3 protein-coding genes are annotated in these 3,885 nt (G+C 40.8%); 2 read left to right on the top strand and 1 reads right to left on the bottom strand.

Features of this window, described 5'->3' with window-relative positions; genetic code table 11:
- Nucleotides 1-257: 257 nt before the first annotated feature.
- Nucleotides 258-1,430, bottom strand: coding sequence for a hypothetical protein (locus tag B9J87_RS05525; RefSeq protein WP_094128241.1), 1,173 nt, complete (start codon nucleotides 1,428-1,430; stop codon nucleotides 258-260).
- Between the two features lie 148 nt (nucleotides 1,431-1,578).
- Between B9J87_RS05525 and B9J87_RS05520 the strand changes: the two genes are divergently transcribed.
- Both B9J87_RS05520 and B9J87_RS17825 read left to right on the top strand, forming a co-directional pair.
- Nucleotides 1,579-2,835: a chromosome partitioning protein ParB gene (locus tag B9J87_RS05520; protein WP_094128201.1), complete on the top strand. Its 1,257-nt coding sequence runs from the start codon at nucleotides 1,579-1,581 to the stop codon at nucleotides 2,833-2,835.
- Between the two features lie 331 nt (nucleotides 2,836-3,166).
- The gene (locus B9J87_RS17825) at nucleotides 3,167-3,355 is read left to right on the top strand and encodes a hypothetical protein (RefSeq protein ID WP_094128208.1); all 189 of its coding nucleotides are present in this window, start codon (nucleotides 3,167-3,169) and stop codon (nucleotides 3,353-3,355) included.
- The last annotated feature ends 530 nt before the right edge of the window (nucleotides 3,356-3,885 follow it).

Genomic DNA, 3,885 nt, shown 5'->3' with positions numbered 1-3,885 from the left:
CGATTAGGTTGATAATACTAAGACGCTTTAGTCCCACAGCTACTCACCACCAAAGCGCACTGCATTTAAATTCATTTAACTCGCATAAATGGCATGGATTTGCATGAGAAATATTTGAGTGAAAATCACCACTAATCACGAGCCAGTTTGTTGCCCGAAAATGATAAAGGGGCAATTCTAAGCTAGCCACATCAGTTCAATCGGTGTTGGACTTGTGCTTAAGAGGCATTAGCCGAACTGGAAACTTGCGTACTTTATTAATTGCAAGCCTCATCCCTGATCACTTTCAAGAAGTACTCCTGCAAACCGAGCCTAAACTGACGTGTAGAGTTTGCGGCATTTTTATAAATACGCCCTTGAGCATCAAGTTCCATTACAGGACAGCCTTTCCAATGTTTAGCGTTCTTGCTGTAGTCAAGACTGCCCAATTCTCGTCCTGCATTTTCAAGTTCCTCTGACGACATACCATCCTTCACTAGTTGATAAATAACGAGACCTAACGCTTGCCAAACTTGAGGAGACAGTTGATAACCAGAACGATTGCTGACAAACGATTCTTTCAAAGGTTTCAGCCATCCACTCATGAATGCAGAGATATTATTCATATAGTCTCCAGCTAGTATCGATGTGAGGCTCTCTCCTGATTCCAAAGTTATGTCTTTAGGCATCTTACTGTATTCTTGAGTACCAGCTCCGGCTACCGCACCGACAAGCAACTTAAACAAAACATATTGAGTGGTGATAGTACTCTCAGACACTTTCACATGCTTAGCATCAAAGCTGACGCCACCATAAGACTCGATATCAGTGTCTTCAATCAACTGAAGAATAAATGGACGTAATGGGAAACCACCTTCACTAGACAAGCAGTCTCCATCACCGACATGAGGCAGATTTAAAGCTGTATCAAAGAGAGCATTCTTTTTAAATAAATGAACGATGTCTGTTGCATCTAGCCCTTTTTCATCATCGAAAATAATCCGAATTTCAACTTTTTCCATAGCTAATCGCTGCCGAGCTAGGCTTTTTTGATTAATTTCTTTTGCGCTTAATCTTGAGCTAAACAAGAAGGTCTTAACTCCAAGCATCCTACAAATGGCAATGAAAGTAAGTACATTGCCAACGATATAGGTACTGTTTGAATTGAAAGACAATGTCGGCAGACTGCGGGACGTGCTATCTAAGATTGGCTTACCCTCAACAGCAAAGGTAAGAGAAACTGGCGCAAAAACATCATCCTTGACTACTCGTGTCTCAAGCTCAGCCTGAATAGCCTTTACCTTATCTACGTTAGTCGCATTGGTTGCGGCATCAATAACCCACTTCAACTTCGATTGAACATTCTCAGCAGAAAAATAGGCATCAATTTCAACCATTGGAATAGTTGAAACCAAGGTTTTAAAGGTTTTTTCCTTAGTCGAAAACAACATGCCGCTGATTTTTTGTTCCAAAACTTTCAACTCTTTATGTCCAATATCGTGTTTGCCGCAGTGTAATTTAAAAATTAAATTTGATCCGACAGCAATGTCGGATCAATAATGAGCGAGAATCACAATCTTATTCGCATGATTGCGCACTATGTTGCCACAGGCAGGGCAAGGGATGAAAAACATGACAGAACCACATATCAGTGATACCGATGAATTTTCAAATGCAGATCTAGAGAACTCGATTGTCAGCAGTCTAGTCAATCGATTTGATGAAAGCGAACGAACGAGTTATCTAGCCAGCTCTACTAGTCTTCTGAAAAATGCTACTGAGTTACTCACACCTGATCAGCTAGAAGAAATCTTCAAGGTTAACGCTAAATACTACGCAGGAGTAAAGGTCGTACAAACAACACTTAAACACACCACCATTTTTATTAGCCCTCAGTTGGCGAGAAACATGTTGACGTTTTCTAGTCGAGGTTCGGTAAATAAAAAAAATAAAAACCGACGTCTCAGTAAAATAAAAGTCAGAAAATACGCTGAATCGATGAAACGACGCGAATGGTGTCTAACTGGTGAGCCAATCATTATTTCTTATGAAGGTGAAATTCTGAATGGACACCATAGGCTAGAGGCTGCATGTGAGGCTTGTGTTGGGTTTATAGCGCCCATTACTTATGGTGTTACTGACGATCTCAGTTTTGCGCATATAGATGTGGGAAATATACGCTCAAGATCGCAAGTTTTAGAGATGGCAGGAGTTAAGGTAAGTGCGTCTGTCCTTTCTCGCGTCGCGATGCTCGCCAAAGCATATGACATGACCAGAAATCCATATGCTTTTCGCGGAACGCAGGGAACGTCATTTCAACCCGCAGAAATATTAGCATATGTAGAAGAACACAATGAACTTGCCCTGTCTGTTCATTTTATTTCAGAAGTTTTTAAAAAACATAGGCTTGAGAGTCAGGCGTCTGAGACTATCTACGCGTTCGCGCATTATCTAATAAAGAAACAGCTTTCTGTTTGTGAGCATGAGAACCTACCTCTTTGTCCAGAAACGTATCTCACTCGCGTAATCTCTTCATTAGGCCTTAGCTCCGAGGATGATATCGAATATCAGGTTAGAAATTATCTTCAATCAATCGTTCATGAATCAACATCCTATTCGTTGCTATGTAAACTGTCCGCTATTTTCAAAGGTTGGAACCTCCATCTTGGCCTTTCAGTTCCGGGGAACCGAATTAGTGTGCGTCGAGTGGCTAGATATAAAAAAGATGAAAATGGTAATAATATACCGCTCCCTGCCGCAGGTAACATCAATGAGGCATTTTGCGTCCCATGCCTCCCCAAAGGGCCGACGCCCAAACGAGTTCAGAAGCAAAGCAATGTAGAAATTAAAAAATAGAGATTTTAGGTGGGCACACAAGCCTGCCTAAGCCTTTTTAAGGAAAAACTATGAATGAGCTTATCCACGAACTAAGCCTGTTAGATACTGATGCGCTGCATTTGTTTACGGTCGATAATGTGAGGATACAAGGGAATTTTGCAGAGTTTGACTTAACTATCCAAACGTCATCCCAGATTTTGAGTCGATGGCTCATAACATGTAAGCACTGCCTAAAAGCTAAGATAGATCACACAAATCTAGCCAGAGAGGTAACAATCAAATACGACATATTCATCGTTGGCAGTAGCTACTTTTCAGGGTCATACTTTGAGGCCACGAGGTTAACTTCATGACTTCGGAAGACATACTGCACATAATACAAGACGAGATGGGTGAGAAGGCAATCGCATCGGTCACACTCACTGATGCCGGAAACCTTATAGTCCAGTACGGCGATAAGGTTGTGGTCTACAAAACTCCTACCTCGGCAAAGCCTGCATCTGAACTATTAAAAATAGTGGCTGATTTCATTAACTGATTTCCTCGTCCAACCATGAGAAAGGCCTTATAGGATGCTTGGGCTTAGATTTGGCCAACAAATAGTTGGTAAGCCTAATAACGTTTTTTAGTGTAGTAACTCATACACGATCTTACACATCCGCAGGTCAATCACGAAAAGACCGCACTGTCAGCCTGAAGGTATACCAACTCATAATTGGACATTTATTGGTTAGAGTACCAACTCAAATTTGTTCATTTTGGATTATAATTTTTACCTCGAAGGTGTGACTATTCAGTTATAAATATGGCATTGTTTACTAAGCTAGGGCAAATAAGGGATATCAAATTCGCACTCTATAGAGGTATACAACGGATTGTTAACGTTAGATAAGGAATTACACGAAGTATTCGGAAAGATTCCAGAGAGGCGTTAGTGAGCGTTAAAACTTCAGGGCATGGAAAGGTGACATTACAAAAGGTAAATGGAGTTATGCAGATAACAGAAACGGAAGGTTTTAAGTTGTAAAATGTGACACGTCAGGTTATGACGAAATAAAGTATATAAAC

Origin of the sequence: Vibrio sp. V19_P1S1T109 (assembly GCF_002241375.1) — a bacterium.
GTDB lineage: Bacteria > Pseudomonadota > Gammaproteobacteria > Enterobacterales > Vibrionaceae > Vibrio > Vibrio anguillarum.
This window is presented reverse-complemented; position numbering and strand designations above follow the sequence as displayed.